Source organism: Pseudomonas sp. S37 (assembly GCF_016658545.1).
Lineage (GTDB): Bacteria > Pseudomonadota > Gammaproteobacteria > Pseudomonadales > Pseudomonadaceae > Aquipseudomonas.
This window is the reverse complement of record NZ_JACVZC010000053.1, coordinates 20,112-37,327: the sequence shown is the minus strand read 5'-3', so window position 1 is coordinate 37,327 and position 17,216 is coordinate 20,112. Positions and strand designations below refer to the sequence as shown.

Annotated in this window: 16 protein-coding genes, 2 tRNA genes and 1 pseudogene; 9 read left to right on the top strand and 10 right to left on the bottom strand. The window is 62.8% G+C overall.

The window, feature by feature from the left end; translation table 11 throughout:
- The coding region (locus IAE39_RS29695; RefSeq protein ID WP_236548648.1) for a hypothetical protein at positions 1 to 233 on the top strand (233 nt) is incomplete at its 5' end.
- 21 nt (positions 234 to 254) lie between these two features.
- Here the strand turns inward: IAE39_RS29695 and IAE39_RS16970 are convergent.
- The 5 genes from IAE39_RS16970 to dapA all read right to left on the bottom strand — a co-directional run bounded on the left by IAE39_RS16970 (position 255) and on the right by dapA (position 3,960).
- A tRNA-Ser gene (locus IAE39_RS16970) sits at positions 255 to 344 on the bottom strand.
- Positions 345 to 435: 91 nt separating this feature from the next.
- Positions 436 to 1,146, bottom strand: a complete 711-nt coding sequence (gene purC / locus IAE39_RS16965) for a phosphoribosylaminoimidazolesuccinocarboxamide synthase (protein ID WP_011535129.1) — start codon at positions 1,144 to 1,146, stop codon at positions 436 to 438.
- Positions 1,147 to 1,176: 30 nt separating this feature from the next.
- Complete coding sequence (locus tag IAE39_RS16960; protein WP_201204591.1) at positions 1,177 to 1,935, bottom strand: MBL fold metallo-hydrolase; 759 nt, start codon at positions 1,933 to 1,935, stop codon at positions 1,177 to 1,179.
- Entirely contained in the window at positions 1,936 to 3,057 is a 1,122-nt protein-coding gene (gene bamC, locus IAE39_RS16955) for an outer membrane protein assembly factor BamC (RefSeq protein ID WP_201204589.1), read from the bottom strand.
- Between the two features lie 15 nt (positions 3,058 to 3,072).
- A complete protein-coding gene (dapA, locus tag IAE39_RS16950; protein WP_201204587.1) occupies positions 3,073 to 3,960 on the bottom strand; it encodes a 4-hydroxy-tetrahydrodipicolinate synthase in 888 nt (295 codons plus the stop codon).
- Positions 3,961 to 4,219: 259 nt separating this feature from the next.
- Between dapA and IAE39_RS16945 the strand changes: the two genes are divergently transcribed.
- Both IAE39_RS16945 and IAE39_RS16940 read left to right on the top strand, forming a co-directional pair.
- Complete coding sequence (locus IAE39_RS16945) at positions 4,220 to 4,780, top strand: glycine cleavage system protein R (RefSeq protein WP_003254741.1); 561 nt, start codon at positions 4,220 to 4,222, stop codon at positions 4,778 to 4,780.
- Positions 4,781 to 4,791: 11 nt separating this feature from the next.
- Entirely contained in the window at positions 4,792 to 5,265 is a 474-nt protein-coding gene (locus IAE39_RS16940; RefSeq protein ID WP_201204585.1) for a peroxiredoxin, read from the top strand.
- Between the two features lie 132 nt (positions 5,266 to 5,397).
- Here IAE39_RS16940 and IAE39_RS16935 read toward each other — a convergent pair whose 3' ends face one another.
- Both IAE39_RS16935 and IAE39_RS16930 read right to left on the bottom strand, forming a co-directional pair.
- Positions 5,398 to 6,468 (bottom strand): AI-2E family transporter, encoded by a 1,071-nt coding sequence (locus IAE39_RS16935; RefSeq protein WP_201204583.1) that lies wholly within the window; start codon positions 6,466 to 6,468, stop codon positions 5,398 to 5,400.
- Between the two features lie 20 nt (positions 6,469 to 6,488).
- A complete protein-coding gene (locus IAE39_RS16930; protein ID WP_201204581.1) occupies positions 6,489 to 6,728 on the bottom strand; it encodes a sulfurtransferase TusA family protein in 240 nt (79 codons plus the stop codon).
- Between the two features lie 122 nt (positions 6,729 to 6,850).
- On the opposite strand from IAE39_RS16930, the gene IAE39_RS16925 reads away from it, so the two are divergent.
- The gene (locus IAE39_RS16925; RefSeq protein WP_201204579.1) at positions 6,851 to 8,287 is read left to right on the top strand and encodes a M48 family metalloprotease; all 1,437 of its coding nucleotides are present in this window, start codon (positions 6,851 to 6,853) and stop codon (positions 8,285 to 8,287) included.
- A 108-nt stretch (positions 8,288 to 8,395) separates the two neighbouring features.
- Here the strand turns inward: IAE39_RS16925 and nadA are convergent, their stop codons facing one another.
- Positions 8,396 to 9,454, bottom strand: coding sequence for a quinolinate synthase NadA (nadA, locus tag IAE39_RS16920; RefSeq protein WP_201204577.1), 1,059 nt, complete (start codon positions 9,452 to 9,454; stop codon positions 8,396 to 8,398).
- A gap of 297 nt (positions 9,455 to 9,751) precedes the next feature.
- Complete coding sequence (locus IAE39_RS16915; protein WP_201204575.1) at positions 9,752 to 11,260, bottom strand: YdgA family protein; 1,509 nt, start codon at positions 11,258 to 11,260, stop codon at positions 9,752 to 9,754.
- Between the two features lie 446 nt (positions 11,261 to 11,706).
- On the opposite strand from IAE39_RS16915, the gene IAE39_RS16910 reads away from it, so the two are divergent.
- From IAE39_RS16910 to IAE39_RS16895, 5 genes and pseudogenes are all read left to right on the top strand, one after another.
- Positions 11,707 to 13,059, top strand: coding sequence for an APC family permease (locus tag IAE39_RS16910; RefSeq protein WP_201204573.1), 1,353 nt, complete (start codon positions 11,707 to 11,709; stop codon positions 13,057 to 13,059).
- Between the two features lie 66 nt (positions 13,060 to 13,125).
- Positions 13,126 to 14,334, top strand: a pseudogene (locus IAE39_RS30125) (PDC sensor domain-containing protein); the annotation flags it as partial.
- A 102-nt stretch (positions 14,335 to 14,436) separates the two neighbouring features.
- Positions 14,437 to 15,192 carry a methyl-accepting chemotaxis protein gene (locus tag IAE39_RS30120; RefSeq protein WP_442968450.1) on the top strand — a complete coding sequence of 252 codons (756 nt, stop codon included), beginning with the start codon at positions 14,437 to 14,439 and terminating at the stop codon, positions 15,190 to 15,192.
- A 128-nt stretch (positions 15,193 to 15,320) separates the two neighbouring features.
- Positions 15,321 to 16,280, top strand: coding sequence for a cation diffusion facilitator family transporter (locus IAE39_RS16900; protein WP_201204570.1), 960 nt, complete (start codon positions 15,321 to 15,323; stop codon positions 16,278 to 16,280).
- 50 nt (positions 16,281 to 16,330) lie between these two features.
- A complete protein-coding gene (locus IAE39_RS16895) occupies positions 16,331 to 16,804 on the top strand; it encodes an OsmC family protein (RefSeq protein ID WP_201204563.1) in 474 nt (157 codons plus the stop codon).
- A gap of 321 nt (positions 16,805 to 17,125) precedes the next feature.
- Here the strand turns inward: IAE39_RS16895 and IAE39_RS16890 are convergent.
- Positions 17,126 to 17,201: transfer RNA gene (locus IAE39_RS16890), tRNA-Lys, on the bottom strand.
- Positions 17,202 to 17,216 lie beyond the last annotated feature (15 nt).

The window sequence follows — 17,216 nt, the reverse complement described above, 5'->3', positions numbered from 1 at the left end:
GGCCTTGCGTCGCGAAAGGGCTGCAAAGCAGCCCCGACAATCTTGCAGGAGTGCTCAGATTCTGGGGCCGCTACGCGCCCCTTTCGCGACGCAAGGCCGCTCCCACAAAGACCGCATCGGAACTGGAGGAACGGGCGCTATTGAAGACGGTACGGTCGCTAACACCAGTAAGCGTCACTGCAACGCACTTAGAAAAACTGGACGCAGAAACGAAAAAGCCCCGCAGACGTTAACCTGCGGGGCTTCATCTTGTATGGCGGAGAGATAGGGATTTGAACCCTAGGTACTGTTGCCAGTACAACGGATTTCGAATCCGTCCCGTTCGACCACTCCGGCATCTCTCCAATGCCGCGCATCATACCAGCGTTCTTTTAAAACGCAAACCTTTTTTTAAAAAAAATCGCGTGGTATCAGGCGCTTGCGTGAACGTACCGCTTACAGCGGCACGCCCAGGCGTTTGGCAACTTCTTCGTAGGCTTCGATCACGTCGCCCAGGCCCTGGCGGAAGCGGTCCTTGTCCATCTTCTTGCGGGTTTCTTTGTCCCACAGGCGGCAACCGTCCGGGCTGAACTCGTCGCCCAGCACGATCTGGCCGTGGAACACGCCAAACTCCAGCTTGAAGTCGACCAGCAGCAGGCCGGCGTCATCGAACAGCTTGCTCAGCACTTCGTTGACCTTCAGCGACAGCTTCTTCATTTCCACCAGCTGCTCGGCGGTGCCCCAGCCGAACGCGACAACGTGGGATTCGTTGATGAAGGGGTCGCCCTTCTCGTCGTTCTTCAGGAACAGCTCGAAGGTGGACGGCTCCAGCTTGATGCCCTCCTCCACGCCCAGGCGCTTGACCAGGCTGCCGGCCGCGTAGTTACGCACTACGCATTCGACCGGGATCATGTCCAGCTTCTTCACCAGGCACTCGTTGTCGCCCAGCAGCTTGTCGAACTGGGTCGGCACGCCGGCTTCTTCCAGCTTTTGCATGATGAAGGCGTTGAACTTGTTGTTCACCATGCCTTTGCGGTCGAGCTGTTCGATGCGCTTGCCGTCGAACGCCGAAGTGTCGTTACGGAACAGCAGGATCAAGCGGTCGGCGTCATCGGTCTTGTAAACCGATTTGGCCTTGCCGCGGTAGAGTTCGTCGCGTTTTTCCATGATTGGGCTCCGCTTGCTTGAGGTGTTGGGCTAGGCGATTTCGCGCCAGTCGAGCCCGTGTTCCTGATTCGCCACCTGGAGCCAGTCCGGGTCGCACCCAAGGGTGTCGACGAAGCACTGGCGGGCCAAGTGTGGCAGGTTGTTCTTGCTGCTGAGGTGGGCCAGCACCAGGTGTTGCAGGTTGTTCCAGCCCAACTCGTGCACCAGGCGCGCGGCCTGGTGATTGTTCAAATGCCCTTGCATGCCACCTACCCGCTGCTTCAAAAAGGCCGGGTAGTGACCGCGTGCCAGCAGGTCGCGGCAGTGGTTGGCCTCGATCAGCAGTGCATCCAGGCCCTGGTAACGTTCCAGCAGCAGCGCGTCGTACGAGCCCAGGTCGGTGAGCATGCCGAAGCGCCGCTTGCCGTCACTCAGTACGTACTGCAATGGCTCGTAGGCGTCGTGCTCGACCCGCGCTGCGGTCACTTCCAGGCTGCCGATGCGCAGGCTTTCGCCACAAGCGAGAAAACCGGCCACCTCCACCGGCTTGCGCATGCCGCGCAAGGTCCCTTGGCTGAGGTAGACCGGTACATTGTAGCGCCGTGACAGCAAGCCGACCCCATGCACGTGGTCGGCATGTTCGTGGGTGACCAGTACCGCACTGAGCTGGGCCGCCGAAACACCGAGCAGCGCCAGGCGCCGCTCGGTTTCACGCAGGGAAAAGCCGCAATCAACCAGGATGAACGTGTCACCACTGGCGATCAGCGTGCCGTTCCCTTGGCTGCCGCTTCCGAGTACCGCGAAGCGCACTTAGCCCAGGTGGTCCTGAATGGCGCTCAGCACGCGGCGGGCGACATCGGCCGGGGCCACGGTGTTGATGTTTTTCTCGACCGTGACCTGCACGCTGTCACCCACCTTGCTCAGGCGTACCTGGTAGCGCTCGGCACGGGCTTCACGTTCTTCCTTGGTCGGCTCGCTGCCGAACATGCGGCTGAAGAAGCCCGACTGGTTCTGCTTGTCGTCAGGCTTTTCCGACAGGTTGATGTAGTACAGGCCCAGGCTGCGGTTGATGTCTTCGACACGCCACTCGCCACCCTGCTCCAGGGCACGGCCAACGCCAGACCAGGCGCGGTCCAGGTCGGAGCCCAGGTACAGCACCGGGTTGCCGCTGCCGTCTTCGCTCAGGCTGACGCGGCTTGGCGCGTCGAAATCGCGCGCGGCCAGCAGCGATACCGAACCGCCCTTCTCGGCGCTGCGGTTCATGCTGGCAAGCATTTCGTCGACCAGCAGGGCGTCGGCGCCGGTGTTGGCGGACGAGGACGGGAACGCAGGCTCGGCAGTGCTGCCGGCCGGGCGCTCGACGCTGACCACGTACACTTCGGAGGTGTTGCGCTGCACGCCTGGCTCCATGCGTACACGCACGCGCACTTCGCTGTCACCGCTGCTGACGGTGCTGGCCAGGCGCTGGCCGAGCGATGCCGACAGCTCGTCGAAACGCTGCCAGGTGGTGTTGAATTCACCGGTTTGCGGGCGCTCTTCAGCGATGCGAAAACCGTTGTCCTCGAAGAACTGGCGCGCCACCGGCCACACTTCGGCAGGCGAATGCTGGGCCAGTACCCAACGGCTGCTGCCGCTGCGCTGCAGGCTGTAGTCGGTTACCTGGCCGGCGCCACCGGTCAACGGTTGCGGGCGCGGCACTTCGAACTCGCCGGTGGCGGTGTCGTCAGCAACGTTACGCGGAATCGGCAGCAGCGGGTCAAGGCGCTTGACGTTGCTGGCGTCCGGTGGCAGCTGCATCGGTGCGGTCGGGTGCGCCTGCAGGTAATCGCTGCCGCGGTCGCGGAAATAGCCATCCTCGCCCCACAGCCAGCCACACCCACTGGTGCTGGAGATAATCAGGGCAAGGGCGGAAAGACCAGCCAGTCGCTTCATGCGGTGTACTTCCTCTTAAACCAGTACGCCGGACTGGCGCAAGGCAGTACGGACTTTGTCGTGGCAGCCTTCGCTCAGCCAGGTCAGTGGCAGGCGAATACCTTTTTGCATCAGGCCCATTTCAACGAGCGCCCATTTCACCGGGATCGGGTTGGCTTCGCAGAACAGGTCTTTGTGCAGCGGCATGAGTTTTTCGTTGATCGCGCGGGCCTTCTCGGCATCGCCCGCAAGGGCGGCCTCGCACAGATCAGCCATTTCGCGCGGGGCGACGTTTGCAGTCACGGAGATGTTGCCCTTGCCACCCATCAGGATCAGCTCGACGGCAGTCGGGTCATCGCCGGACATGACGATGAAGTCGCTGCTGACGCCATCCAGGATGGCCTTGGCACGGGCCAGGTCGCCAGTGGCTTCCTTGATACCGATGATGTTCGGCACAGTCGACAGGCGGATTACGGTTTCGGCCTGCATGTCGCAGGAGGTGCGGCCGGGAACGTTGTACAAGATCTGCGGGATGTCGACGGCTTCGGCAATGTGCTTGAAGTGCTGGTACAGGCCTTCTTGGGTCGGCTTGTTGTAGTACGGCACCACCAGCAGGCAGGCGTCAGCACCGGCATTCTTGGCGTTCTGGGTCAGGTGCACGGCTTCGGCAGTGGCGTTGGCACCGGTGCCGGCGATGACCGGGATCGGCTTGTTGCTGCGCTTGACGCGCTCCACCACGTGCTTGATGACCAGGATGTGTTCTTCGACATCCAGCGTGGCCGACTCACCGGTGGTACCGACGGCGACGATCGCATGGGTGCCGTTTTCCAGGTGGAAGTCTACAAGTTTGTCGAGGCTGCCCCAGTCAACACGCCCTTGTGCATCCATGGGTGTGACCAATGCCACCATACTGCCCGCAATCATGTAACTGCTCCTGCCGGAAAAAGAGAGCGGTAATGGTACTGGGGGCATCGGCCTTGCACAAGCGAAGCAGGCGGGCGGAGCATTCCCCTCGGCGCCTTATTTCGCTACCCTTGATGCTTTGATCGGTGCAGCGCGGCCCGCCGGGCCGTCGACCTTGCTCCCCGCCAGCGTCCACGACCTCGCATGCGAGCCCCGGGCCCTGCCGACAGGAGGCTTTCGCCCGTCCTGTGCCGACCGCTCATCGCTTTAGGAATGCTGCATGTCCACCCCCACCGTCCGCGAACAATTCCTTGTCATCAGTGCCCTGGGGCCAAACCCCATGGAACTGGCCAACGTCCTCAGCCGCGCTGCCTTCGAGAACCGCTGCGCGGTGGTTACCTCGCGCCTGAGCCGCCACGGCGAGACCAGCGCCCTGGTGCTGCAAGTGGGCGGCAGCTGGGACGCCCTGGCGCGCCTTGAATCCACCCTGCCGGGCCTGGGCAAGAAGCACGGCCTGACCCTCGATGTGGTGCGCAGTGCCGACCAGGAAGTGCGCCCGCAGGCCCTGCCTTATGTAGCCTACGTCAGCGCCGCCTACCGCCCGGACATCATCAACGAACTGTGCCAGTTCTTCCTCGACCACCGTGTCGAGCTGGAAGCCATGACCTGCGACACCTACCTGGCGCCGCAGACCGGCAGCAGCATGCTCAACGCCCAGTTCACCGTGATTTTGCCGGCCGGCACCCAGATCAGCTGGCTGCGTGACCAGTTCCTGGACTTTGCCGATGCCCTGAACCTCGATGCGCTGATCGAGCCGTGGCGTCCACAGAACCCAATGTAAGGAAACCGACCATGGCTGTAGCACTCGACCAACCTGTTGCCGACTTCCAGGCCCAGGCCACCAGCGGGCAAACCGTCAGCCTGGCCGAACTCAAGGGCCGCCAGGTGGTGGTGTACTTCTACCCGAAGGACAGCACCCCGGGCTGCACCACCGAAGGCCAGGGCTTCCGCGACCAGCATGACGCCTTTGCCGCCGCCAACACCGTGGTGTTCGGCGTGTCGCGTGACGGCATCAAGTCGCATGAGAACTTCAAGGCCAAGCAAGGCTTCCCGTTCGAGCTGATCAGCGACAAGGACGAGGCCCTGTGCCAGCTGTTCGACGTGATCAAGCTGAAGAAGCTGTATGGCAAGGAATACATGGGCGTTGACCGCAGCACCTTCCTGATCGACAAGGACGGTGTGTTGCGCCAGGAATGGCGTGGGGTGAAGGTGCCTGGGCATGTGGATGCCGTGTTGGCGGCTGCTCAGGGCCTGAACAAGGCTTGAGATTGATTGGGGCTGCTTTGCAGCCCTTCGCGGGTAAACCCGCTCCTACAAAAGGATCGCGTTTCCCTTGCAGGAGCGGGTTTATCGGGGCGCCGAACCGCCGCGAAGGGCCGCAAAGCGGCCCCAATTACATCAAAGCATCGGCGAAACACTAGGCTCCTGCCGCGGCCAGGCATCCAGCACGGCCTTGATCAAGGTCGCCAGCGGGATGGCAAAGAAGATCCCCCAGAACCCCCACAACCCGCCAAACAGCAGCACCGCGCAGATGATCGCCACCGGGTGCAGGCTGACCGCCTCGGAAAACAGCAGCGGCACCAGCACGTTGCCATCCAGCGCCTGGATGATCGCGTACACCGTCATCAGGTAGATGAACTGGTCGCCCCAGCCCCACTGAAACAGCGCAATCAGGGTCACCGGCACGGTCACCACCACCGCGCCCACGTAAGGCACCACCACCGACAGCCCCACCAGCAACGCCAACAGCGCGGCGTAGTTGAGCCCCAGGCTGATGAAGGCGATGTAGGTGGCAATGCCGCAGATCAGAATCTCGATGCCCTTGCCGCGGATATAGTTGGCAATCTGCCGGTTCATCTCGCTGCCTACCCGGTTCAGCAGGGTGCGCTGGCGCGGCAGGTAGCCGCTGACCCAGCGGCCAATCAGCTCGCGGTCCTTGAGGAAGAAGAACACCAGGATCGGCACCAGCACCAGGTAGATCATGGCATTGACCAATAGCGGCAGGCTGGACAGCGAGAAGGTCAGCGCCCACTGGCCAAATTTGCCGATTTCACCGCGTACCGATTCGATGGCATGCAGCACCTGCTCGTCCGACACCAGGTGCGGGTAACGCTCGGGCAACAGCAACAGCAGTGACTGCCATTTGCCGAGCATGCCCGGCAGTTCGTTGAACAGGGTGATCAACTGGTGCCACAGCAGCGGCACCAGCACCAGCATGAACAGCGCCAGCGCCCCCATGAACAGGGCAAACACCAGCATTACCGCCAGCCGCGTCGGCACCCGCAGACGCTCCAGGGCGTTGACCAGGCCCTGCATCAGGAACGCCAGCACCATACCCGCCAACACCGGCGCGAGCATGCCGCCCAGGGTGAGCACGGCCGTGAAAGCCAGAAACAACAGAACCGCCAGCACCACGGCTTCTTCATCGGAGAAGTAGCGCTGCATCCAGTCGCGAAGCACTTTGAACATTGACGATCCTTGGAAAAGACTCAGGCCTTGCGCAGCCAGTAGGTGTAGGTACCGGCCTCGGCCGTTTCCTGCAGCAGGGTATGACCGGCCAGTTGGGCGAAAGTGCGGAAGTCACGCTGCGACCCGGCGTCGGTGGCGATCACCTTGAGCACTGCGCCGCTGGCCAGGCGATTGAGTTCCATCTTGGCCTTGAGCAGCGGCAAAGGGCAATTCAGCCCACTGGCGTCCAGTTCGGCGTCGCAGGTCGGGGTGTCACTCATCGCAGGGTCTCCAAAGGCATTGCCAGACTGCTTGTTGGCAGGGCTGGCTAGGATAGCGCCACTGGTCGCCAACGTGTGAGCCCGCTACAGTAGGTATCTTTGATCCGACGCGAGCTTCATGCATGAATCTACTGCGCCCTACCCTGCTGACGCTGGCCTGCCTGTTGGCCCTCCCCGGCCATGCTGACGACCTGCCATCGCTGGGTGACGCCAGTTCCGCGATCGTCTCGCCGCAGCAGGAACACCAGCTTGGCCGTGCCTGGCTGAGCCTGCTGCGTGGCCAGGTCAACCAGCTCAACGACCCGCAGCTCAAAGACTTTGTCGAAATCAGCGTTTACAAGCTGGCCGAAACCAGCCAGCTGCAGGACCGGCGCCTGGAGTTCATCCTCATCGACAGCCGCGAGCTCAACGCCTTTGCCGCCCCGGGCGGCATTGTCGGGGTCAACGGCGGGCTGTTCCTCAACGCCCAGACCGAAGGCGAGTACGCGTCGGTACTGGCGCACGAACTGGCGCACTTGTCGCAACGCCACTTTGCCCGTGGCGTCGAGGCCCAGCAGCGCATGCAGCTGCCGATGATGGCCGCGCTGCTTGCCGGTATCGTACTGGCGGCCGGCGGTGCAGGCGATGCCGGTATCGGCATGATCGCCGGCACCCAGGCGGCGGCCATCCAGGAACAACGGCGCTTCTCGCGGCAGAACGAGCAGGAAGCCGACCGCATCGGCATCCAGAACCTGGAAAAGGCCGGTTACGATCCACGCAACATGCCGACCATGTTCGAGCGCCTGGCGCGCCAGTACCGCTATGACGCCAAGCCACCGGAATTCCTCCTCACTCACCCGGTGACCGAATCGCGTATCGCCGACACCCGCAACCGCGCCGACCAGGCGCCCAAGGGTGGCGTGGAAGACAGCATGCGCTACCAGTTGATCCGCGCCCGCGTGGCACTGACCTACGAAGGCACCCCGGGGCTTGCCGCCAAGCGCTTCCGCGCCCAGCTGGACGAAGACCCCAAGCTCGACGCCGCGCGTTACGGCCTGGCTCTGGCGCAGATCAAGGGTGGCCAGCTGAACGAAGCACGGGAAATGCTCAAGCCGCTGCTGGCCAAGGCGCCCAACGACATCACCTACAACCTGGCGCAGATCGACCTGGACATCACCAACAACCGCCTGGCCGATGCCCAGCAACGGGCCGAGCGGATGCAGGGGCTGTACCCGGGCAACTACCCACTGAAACAGGTGCGCGCCGATTTGCTGGTGAAGCAGAACAAGCCGGCCGAGGCTGAGAAGGTGTTGAACGAGCTGGTGAAGAGCCGGCCGGATGACCCGGACGTTTGGTACGACATGGCTGAAGTGCGGGGCTTGTCGGGCAATACCATTGGCTTGCACCGGGCGCGGGCGGAATACTTCACCCTGGTCGGCGACTTTGACCAGGCGATCCAGCAGCTGGACTATGCCAAGCGCCGGGCGGGCGGCAATTTCCCGCTGGCTTCACAGATTGACCAGCGCCAGCGGGAGATCATGGAGCAGCAGCGGATGGTTCGGGAAATGATGGGGCGTTGAGGGCCATTCGCGGGTGAACCCGCTCCCACAGGGACCGCACCGCCCGTGAGCGCTGCGCTGTACCTGTGGGAGCGGGTTTACCCGCGAAGAATGCGACGCGGTCTACAGTCAGGCGTTCCCGGAAAGCTTCAGCCGCGCCGCCTGGGTAAAGTCCAACATCCGGTTCAACGGTTTGATCGCCTTGGGCACCAGCGCCGGGTCGACAAAAATCTCATCACCGCCATTGCGCAGGCAATGCAGTACCCGCTCCAGGGTATTCATCGCCATCCACGGGCAGTGTGCGCAGCTGCGGCACGCCGCGCCATTACCGGCAGTCGGCGCCTCGACAAACTCTTTATCCGGGCACAGCTGCTGCATCTTGTAGAAGATGCCGCGGTCGGTGGCGACGATGAAGGTCTTGTTCGGCAGGGTCTGCGCCGCCTTGATCAGCTGGCTGGTGGAACCCACCGCGTCGGCCTGCTCGATCACCGCTTCCGGCGACTCAGGGTGCACCAGGATCGCAGCGTCCGGGTACAGCGCTTTCATGTCGGCCAACTGGCGCGACTTGAACTCTTCGTGAACGATGCAGGCACCGTCCCACAGCAGCATGTCGGCACCGGTTTGCTTCTGGATGTAACGGCCCAGGTGCTGGTCCGGGCCCCAGATGATGGTTTCGCCGTTGTCCATCAGGCTTTCGACGATTTCCAGCGCGCAGCTCGATGTCACTACCCAGTCGGCGCGGGCCTTAACGGCAGCAGAAGTGTTGGCGTAGACCACCACGGTACGCTCCGGGTGCTTGTCGCAGAACGCCGAGAACTCTTCCACCGGGCAACCGAGGTCAAGCGAGCAGGTGGCCTCCAGCGTCGGCATCAGCACGCGCTTTTCCGGGGTGAGGATTTTCGCCGTTTCGCCCATGAAGCGCACACCGGCAACAATCACCGTTTCGGCCGGGTGGTTCTTGCCGAAGCGGGCCATTTCCAGCGAGTCGGACACGCAGCCGCCGGTTTCTTCGGCCAGCGCCTGGATAACCGGGTCGCAGTAGTAGTGGGCGACCAGAACAGCGTTCTGCGCCTTCAGCTCGGCAGCGATGGCCGCACGGTATTCGGCCTCCTGCTCGGCTGTCAGCGGGTTGGGCTGCTTGGCGTCGAGGTGGGCCTGAACCAACAGGCGTTCGGAAATCTGGGTCATGATCGCTGGACCTGCAGGCGCGCGTGCGCGTCAAATCGAGTGTATCACCCGGCCCTGGCAGATCGGCTAAGGGTGCCGGACGGCATACAGGCCGCCACGGCCCTCTGCGGGCACGGATTATTATCGGAGGCCGAAGGCTACAGATAATCCAGCGATTACTAAAGGGGTTTTTGTGTTGCCTGTGCGGGCCCCTTCGCGGGTAAACCCGCTCCTACATAGATCACCGCAGCCTGTGGCATCTGTGCGATCGTTGTAGGAGCGGGTTTACCCGCGAAGGGGCCGCAACAGGAGAAACCATCAGCCCTGCGGCGACAAGGCCGCCAGGTGCGCCGCCATAAGCATGGCAAACTCTTCCACGGTCATCTTCTTACCATTGAAATCGACCATGCCATCGGCATAGTGCAGGCTGCTGACCACATCATTGCCCTGCACGGTGGCCATGCCGCTCTGCAGCGCCATCATGCCGACCATCTCACCCGCCTGCCCCGACTGCATGGCAATCGCCTGGGCGTCGGTCTGGCCCTCCAGCAGTGCCTGCAAGGTCGCCAGGTCACCGATCATGGGCTTGGACAGCGACAGCTTGCTCTTCACCTCAGTGATCACCTGCTTGCTCAGCTGGTCCGGCGGCAGGTCGAAGCTGGCCGGGGCGGCGAAGTCCATCGACAGGTTGAAGCGGCTCTCGCCGTTGGCGGTCTTGAACGACAGGTTTTCCACCGCCACCTTGGGCTTGGCGGCCAGCAGCTTCTGCAGGTCGCCCTGGAAACGGGCCTTTTCGGCATCGTCCATCTGGATTTGCGGCACCGGCTGGCCAGCGGCCGCGGCGGCTTCGAACTCCGCCAGGTGCGACTGGTACCACTTCGACAAGGCCTGCAGCGCCGGGGCATTGACCGATGTGATGCTCACGGCCATCTGCGCCTTGCCCACCGCACGGCCGTCCCAGCTGATGTCGCCGACTTTGTAGTCTACGCGCCCGCCCACGGTATCCGGGCCTTCGAGGGTTTGCAGGGCGTTCTGCTCCACCCCCTTCACCAGCAGCACCTGCTGTTTAGGCCCCAGGGTGACCTTGGCCTCGGCCAACAGCAGGTCGACATTACCCACATAGATGGCATCGTGTGCAGTGGCCGCCAGGTTGCCACCAAGCTTCAGGCCCTGCAGCTCAAAAGTGGCCGGTGGCTGGTCGTCACTCACCAGTTTCATCAGCAAGCGGTCGGCATGGCCGTGGAACTTCGAGGCTTTGCCGTCCTTGTCGCCACTCACCTCCAACTGCATGCCCGAGAAGTCGAGGCTGTTGCCGTCCGCCTTGTCAAGCTTGAGCGGCGCCAGTTGAATCTGGCTGACCACATCGCCGCCGTAGCCCAGGGCGGTCTGCGCGCTGATGGGGGCCTTGTCGCCTGCGGCAGCGAACCACGGCGCGACGGCATCGTCCTTCTGCAGTGAGCTGTTGCTGACGGCCAGCACCGGCATCAGCTTAAGCGCCTTGACCCGCGACCAGGGGAACGGGCCATGCTCGATCTGGTCGGTCACGCCCACGTCGAAGTTGATCACCTCACCTTCACCCACGTTGATGTCGCGGGCCTTGAGCCGGTATTGGGCGGTGCTGCTGAAGAAATGCTGCTCCAGCGACACCCGCTCGATGCTCATGCTGCCGCCGGTGGTGACCAGGGCCTTTTGCAGCTCGGCGTTGCTGCGGGCAACAGCGTTGTCCAGCTCGGCCGGCAGCTGCTTGCCGGTGTACCAGGCGCCAACTGTGGTTGCGACGGCGATGGCGATAGCCAGGCCGGAAAGGATGCCAACTGATTTCTTCATGAATTGAACCGATCGCTGTCCGTAAGGGCTGGGTAGGCGGCCAGGGGCCACACAGAGTGCGAAGAATATCACCCTCGCCAGGGCGGGACGCGGCCCAAAGCCGAGAAATCCTGCTTTTCGGAAGCGTCCGACACACCCATTAACCAAACTGCAGGTTCGTTAATTTTTACGAACACGCAAATTGATCATAACCGCAAAAAAACGCGCAAAAACCGAACAAACTGGCCGTTAAATCGATAAATATTTCAATTACGTAACATCTTGTCATGTTTAACTTGACACCCACCTACCCATCGTTTTTATTTTCACCACTTAGCGCACCCCCACCGCGCCTTCCGCCGCTCCAACATAAAAGGTGAACAACATGGAGCCCACCCGCTCGCCCTTGCCGCATGCGCAATACCCCGTGCCCGCCGTTTACGCCCAGCAGCAGGAGCCATGCCAGCATGCCGCATGACCACAGCGCTGCCGGTAACGGCCAACTCCGCAAAACCCTGCGCCTCTGGCACGTGATCATCATCGGTCTGGCCTACCTGACGCCGATGACCGTGTTCGACACCTTCGGCATCGTCAGCGGGATTACTGCCGGCCATGTACCCAGCGCCTACATCCTGGCACTGGCCGGGATCCTGTTCACCGCCGTGAGCTACGGCACCCTGGTAAAACGCTTCCCGCAATCGGGCTCGGCCTATACCTACACCCAGCGCGCGATCAACCCGCACGTGGGCTTCCTGGTCGGCTGGTCGTCGCTGCTGGACTACCTGCTGCTGCCGATGGTCAATGCGCTGCTGGCCAAGCTGTACCTGTCGGCCATGTTCCCGGAAGTGCCGGAGTGGATCTGGGTGGCCGGCTTCGTCACCCTGATCAGCCTGATCAACATGCGCAGCGTGAACCTGGTGGCGCACTTCAACCTGCTGTTCGTGGGCGTGCAGGTAGCGATCATCGCCGTGTTCATCTACCTGTGCGTGCGCGGCCTGGACCACGGCGAGGGGCTGGGAACGGCCTGGAGCCTGATGCCGTTTGCCGACAGCCAGACCCAGTTCAGCGCCCTGGCCGCCGGTGCGACCATCCTGTGCTTCTCGTTCCTGGGCTTTGACGCGGTCACCTGCCTGTCCGAGGAAACCCGTGACCCGGCCAAGACCATCCCGCGGGCGATCTTCCTCACCGCCCTGATCGGTGGCGTGGTGTTCATCACCGTGTCGTACTTCATCCAGGCCTACTTCCCGACCATGGCACGCTTCCATGACCAGGAAGCCGCCCTGCCGGAAATTGCCCTGTACGTCGGCGGCAAGCTGTTCCAGTCGGTCTTCATTGCCTGCACCGTGATCAACACCATCGCCTCGGGCCTGGCCTCGCAGACCAGCGTCTCGCGCCTGCTGTACGTGATGGGCCGCGACAACGTGATCCCGGCCAGCGTCTTCGCCCGCCTGCATTCGCGCTACAAGACGCCGGTGCTGAACATTGCCGTGGTCGGCGTCATTTCGCTGTCGGCGATCTTCTTCGACCTGGTGACCGCCACCTCCATCATCAACTTCGGCGCCCTGGTCGCGTTCAGCTTCGTCAACCTGTCGGTGATCAACCACTGCTACCTGCGCGAAGGCAACCGCAAGGGCCTGGGCAACCAGTTGAAGTACCTGGTGCTGCCGACCATCGGTTTCTGCATCATCGTCTCGCTGTGGCTGGACCTGAACGCGCATTCGCTGATGTTTGGCGGCATCTGGGCGGCCCTCGGGCTGGTTTACCTGGGCTGGCTGACCAAAGCCTTCCGCGCGGCGCCGCCCAACTACGTCGCCGAATGACCCACGCTGCCAACAACGCCCGCGCCTGATCGCGGGCGTTGTACTTGATCGAAAAGGAAAGCCCTCATGCCGCTGCGTCGCCTCTCCATCCAGTGGAAGATCACCCTCCTCGCCGGCCTGTGCCTGCTGGCCATCGTCGCCTTGCTGGTGGCCACCTCACTGACCCAGGCGCAGCGCAGCGCCGCCCTGGTCAACCAGGCCAACACCGCCATGCTCGACAGCAGCGCCCGCCAGCGCCTGCAGGCCCACGCCGAGACCCAGGCCCTGCGCATCCAGCGTTACTTCATGGACGCCTACCAGTACGGCAATGGCTTTGCCCGCCTGGTGCAGGTGCTGAAGGCCCGTGGCGGCAGCGACCTGCGTGCCGAGCTGACCCAGCAGGCGCGGGCCAGCCTGGCCGGCAACCCGGACGTGATCGGCCTGTACCTGGTGTTCCTGCCCAATGCCCTGGACCAGCATGACAACCAGTACCTCGGCCAGGACACCATGGGCAGCAACGAGAGCGGGCGTTTTTCGCTGTACTGGTCACAGCCAAGCCCCGGCAACCTGGAACGTGAAGCCATGCCCGAATCGATGCTCGGCGATGCCAGCATCGGCAGCAACGGCGCTGCGAAGAACCGCTGGCTGACCTGCCCGCAGGACACCGGCAGAACCTGCATGCTCGAACCGTATCTAGACGAGGTCAACGGCCGCCAGGTATTGATGACCAGCATTGCCCTGCCCCTGCTGGAGCGCGGCAAGGTGGTCGGCGTGGTTGGCCTGGACATCGGCCTGGCCAACCTCCAGCAACTGAGCGTGGACGGCCGCCGCGAGCTGTTCGATGGCCAGGGCCAGGTGAGTATCGCCAGCGCCGCCGGCCTGCTGGCTGGCAACAGCCGCGACGATAGCTCGCTGGGCAAGCCCATGGACCAGGCGGTCGCCGACGGTTTGCTGCGCGTAGCCCACCCGTTCACGCCCATTCCAGGCGCTGCCCCCTGGCAGGTCTTGCTGGAGCTGCCGGAAAGCGTGCTGCAGGCGCCCGCCGTGGCCCTCAACCAGCGCCTGGATGCACATAACCAAAGCGCCAACCTCACCAGCTTGCTGATCGGCCTGGGCGCAGCGGTAATCGGTTTGCTGCTGGTGTGGCTGACCGCACGCGGCGTTACCCGGCCGATCCTGGCCGTGGCCGCCCGGCTGGAAGACATCGCCAGTGGCGAAGGCGACCTCACCCGTCGCCTGGACTACGCCCGGCAGGACGAACTGGGCCAGCTCACCGGCTGGTTCAACCGCTTCCTCGACAAGCTGCAGCCGGTCATCGCCCAGGTCAAAGGCTCGCTGCATGAGGCCCGCGGCACTGCTGACCAGTCGGCCGCCATCGCCAGCCAGACCAGCAACGGCATGCAACAGCAGCACCGGGAAATCGAACAGGTGGCCACCGCCGCCAACGAAATGAGTGCCACCGCCCTGGACGTTGCCCACAACGCTTCGCAGGCGGCGCAGGCCGCGCGGGCCGCAGACCAGGCCAGCCAAGAGGGCCTGCAGCTGATCGACAGCACGCGCCAGGGCATCGACCGCCTGGCTGCCGGCATGAACACCGCCATGGACGAGGCACGCGCCCTGGAAGGCCGCAGCGGGCAGATCGGCTCGGTACTGGAGGTGATTCGCACCATCGCCGAGCAAACCAACCTGCTGGCGCTCAATGCCGCCATCGAAGCGGCCCGCGCTGGCGAAGCCGGGCGTGGCTTTGCCGTGGTCGCCGACGAGGTGCGCGGGCTTGCCCAACGTACCCAGGTGTCGGTGGAAGAAATCCGCCAGGTCATCGAAGGCTTGCAGCAAGGCACGCAGGATGTGGTGGGCGCCATGCATGAAGGCCAGCGCCAGGCACAGGAAAGTGCCACGCGGATGGAGCAGGCATTGCCAGCGCTGCAACGCATTGGCGAGGCGGTGGCGGTAATCAGCGACATGAACCTGCAAATTGCCTCGGCCGCCGAAGAGCAGAGCGCAGTGGCAGAGGAAGTGAACCGCAACGTGGCCGGCATTCGCGATGTGACAGAATCGCTGGCGGACCAGGCCGATGAATCGGCACGCATCAGCCAGGCCCTGAACCGGCTGGCCAACCAGCAGCAGGCGTTGATGGCGCAGTTTCGCGTCTAACCTGTCAGGGCCCTTTCGCGGGTAAACCCGCTCCTACAGGGTTGCGCGCCAGACCTTGTAGGAGCGGGTTTACCCGCGAAGAGGCCCGCCCAGGCACTACAGCACTATCGATTTTACCGAGCACATTTATGCAAACCGCAACCCGCTCCACCTTCTTCGACATCACCAGCGAACAGGGCCTGTTACGCACCTCGATCGCCGTCACCCTGTTCATCGCCAGCATCGGCATCGCCTTCGGTGTGGCCTCCGGCTCCTACTCCATCGTCTTCGACGGCGTCTACTCGCTGGTCGACGCCAGCATGAGCGGCCTGTCGCTGGTGGTGGTCAAGCTGATTACCTCGCACACCACCAGCGTGCAGATGTCCCGCAAACTGCGCGAGCGCTTCACCATGGGCTTCTGGCACCTGGAGCCGATGGTGTTGGCACTCAACGGCATCCTGCTCAGCGGCGTGGCCATCTACGCGCTGATCAACGCCGTCAGCAGCCTGCTGCAAGGCGGCCGCCACCTGGAGTTCGGCATTGCCATGGTCTATGCCGTGCTGACCGTGATCACCTGCGTGACCATCGCCGTGATCGAGGCCCGCGCCAACCGGCAGCTGAAATCGGACTTCGTGGCCATGGACGTCAAGGGCTGGGTGATGTCGGCCAGTATTACCGCCGCGCTGCTGGTCGCCTTCTGCTTTGGTTACGCGGTGCAGGGCACGTCGCTGGAATGGGTCTCGCCCTACATCGACCCGGCAGTGTTGGCGCTGGTGTGCCTGGTGATCGTGCCACTGCCGATGTCGGTGGTGCGCCAGGCGCTGTCGGAAATTCTCCTGGTAACGCCAAGTGACCTTAAGGAACACGTCGACGAAGTGGCAAAGGCGTTCGTCAAAAAGCACGGTTTGCAGTCGTATCGGGCCTACGTGGCCAAGGTCGGGCGTTCACGGGAGATCGAGTTGTATTTCATCGTGCCACCAGAAATGGGGGCGAAAAATATCGACGAGTGGGACGCGCTACGCAATGAGGTGGGCGATGCCGTAGGGGGTGAAGGGCCGGACCGCTGGATTACAGTGGTCTTTACCGGGGATAAGGAATGGGCAGAATAGATGGCTAGTATGGAAGGCTTCACTATCGAACTGGCTACAGAGGACCAGGAATGAAGGAACATACCTATAGCGTTACCGTGAACTGGGTCGGCAATACCGGTAAGGGAACAACCGATTACACGTCCTACCAGCGCGACTTCGATATAAAAGCCGATAGCAAAATTACCATTGCCGGCTCTGCAGACCCTGCATTTCGTGGCGACGCCTCGCGCTGGAACCCTGAGGATCTTCTGGTCGCCTCGCTCTCGGCCTGCCATAAGCTGTGGTACTTGCACCTGTGTGCCGTCAATGATGTGAACGTATTGGAGTACGTAGATCGCTCGCTGGGTCGCATGTCTGAGGGCGATAATCAGAGTAAGGGACATTTCACGCAGGTCACCTTGCGCCCTCGAATCGTGGTCGCCAGCGGGGCGGATATCGACCTTGCCATGCGCCTGCATGAACAGGCCCATCATGAATGCTTCATTGCCAACTCGGTAAATTTCCCGGTGGTATGTGAAGCGGTTATAGAGCATCAGCGCTGAATCGTCTGCGTTGATTATGCCGTTCAGGGCACGTCGCTGGTATGCCTGGTGATCGCGCTACTGCCGATGTCGGCGGTGGCTGAATAGCCAACCTGAAGCCTGTGCAATCCCTGTAGGAGCGGCCTTGTGTCGCGATCGGGCTGCAAAGCAGCCCCGGCAATGTGTGCATCGACGCTGAAACCCTTGGGGCTGCTCCGCAGCCCGATCGCGACTCAAGGCCGCTCCTACACGGGACCGCGCAACCCGAACATCTGGGCCAAACCTGTGGAAAACGAAAAAGCCCGCGACCATTTCTGGTAGCGGGCTTTGACGTACTGAGTATGGTGGGTCGTGTAGGATTCGAACCTACGACCAATTGGTTAAAAGCCAACTGCTCTACCAACTGAGCTAACGACCCGTTGGATGGCGCGTA